Annotated in this window: 1 protein-coding gene; it reads left to right on the forward strand. The window is 63.6% G+C overall.

The window, feature by feature from the left end:
* Positions 1 to 975: ATP-binding protein (locus DIC66_RS22760; protein ID WP_476705502.1), on the forward strand; the 975-nt coding region annotated here is incomplete at both ends.

Genomic DNA, 975 nt, shown 5'->3' on the forward strand with positions numbered 1-975 from the left:
TGGGCGACAAGCACGGCAACCTCGTTCACCTGTTCGAGCGCGACTGCTCGGTGCAGCGGCGCAACCAGAAAGTGGTGGAGCGCGCCCCCGCCCCCTACATGGACCCGGACACCCGCCGCGAACTCTGTGAGTCGGCCCTGCGGCTGGCGCGCGCTGCCCACTACACGCATGCGGGAACGGTGGAATATTTATTCGACGTGGACACCGGCAAGTACTACTTCATCGAGGTGAACCCGCGCATCCAGGTCGAGCACACCGTGACCGAAGTGGTGACCGGCGTGGACATCGTGAAAGCGCAGATCCGCGTGACCGAAGGGGCGTCTGTGGGTGATGAAGACTCTTTCATTCCGCTGCAGCAAGACATCAGCCTGCGCGGCCACGCCCTGCAGTGCCGCGTCACCACCGAAGACCCGGAGAACAACTTCACACCCGACTACGGCAAGATTGGTGTGTACCGGAGTGCTGCCGGTTTCGGTATCCGGCTGGATGCCGGCACGGCCTATGGCGGCGCGGTCATCACGCCCTATTACGACTCGCTCTTGGTAAAGGTGACAGCCTGGGGTCACACGCCGGATGAGGCGGCTTCCCGCATGGACCGGGCGCTGCGTGAGTTCCGCGTGCGGGGTCTCTCCACCAACCTGCAGTTCCTGGAAAACGTGATTGCGCACCCGCTGTTTCGCAGCGGCGAATGCACCACGCGCTTTATTGACACCACGCCCGAGCTGTTCAACTTTGTGAAGCGGCGCGACCGCGCCACGCGTCTGCTCAAATTTTTGGGCGATGTGGCCATCAACGGCAACCCGGAGATGAAGGGCCGCACCCTGCCCGCGCTGCCACTGGCAGCACCCATCAAGCCCACCTGCGACTTGACCGCGCCCATCCCCAAAGGCTCGCGCGACACGTTCAAGGAGTTGGGCGCGAAAGGCTTTGCCCAGTGGATGAAGGACCAGCCCCAGGTGCTGCTCACCGACACCA

Source organism: Rhodoferax lacus (assembly GCF_003415675.1).
GTDB classification, from domain to species: domain Bacteria; phylum Pseudomonadota; class Gammaproteobacteria; order Burkholderiales; family Burkholderiaceae_C; genus Allorhodoferax; species Allorhodoferax lacus.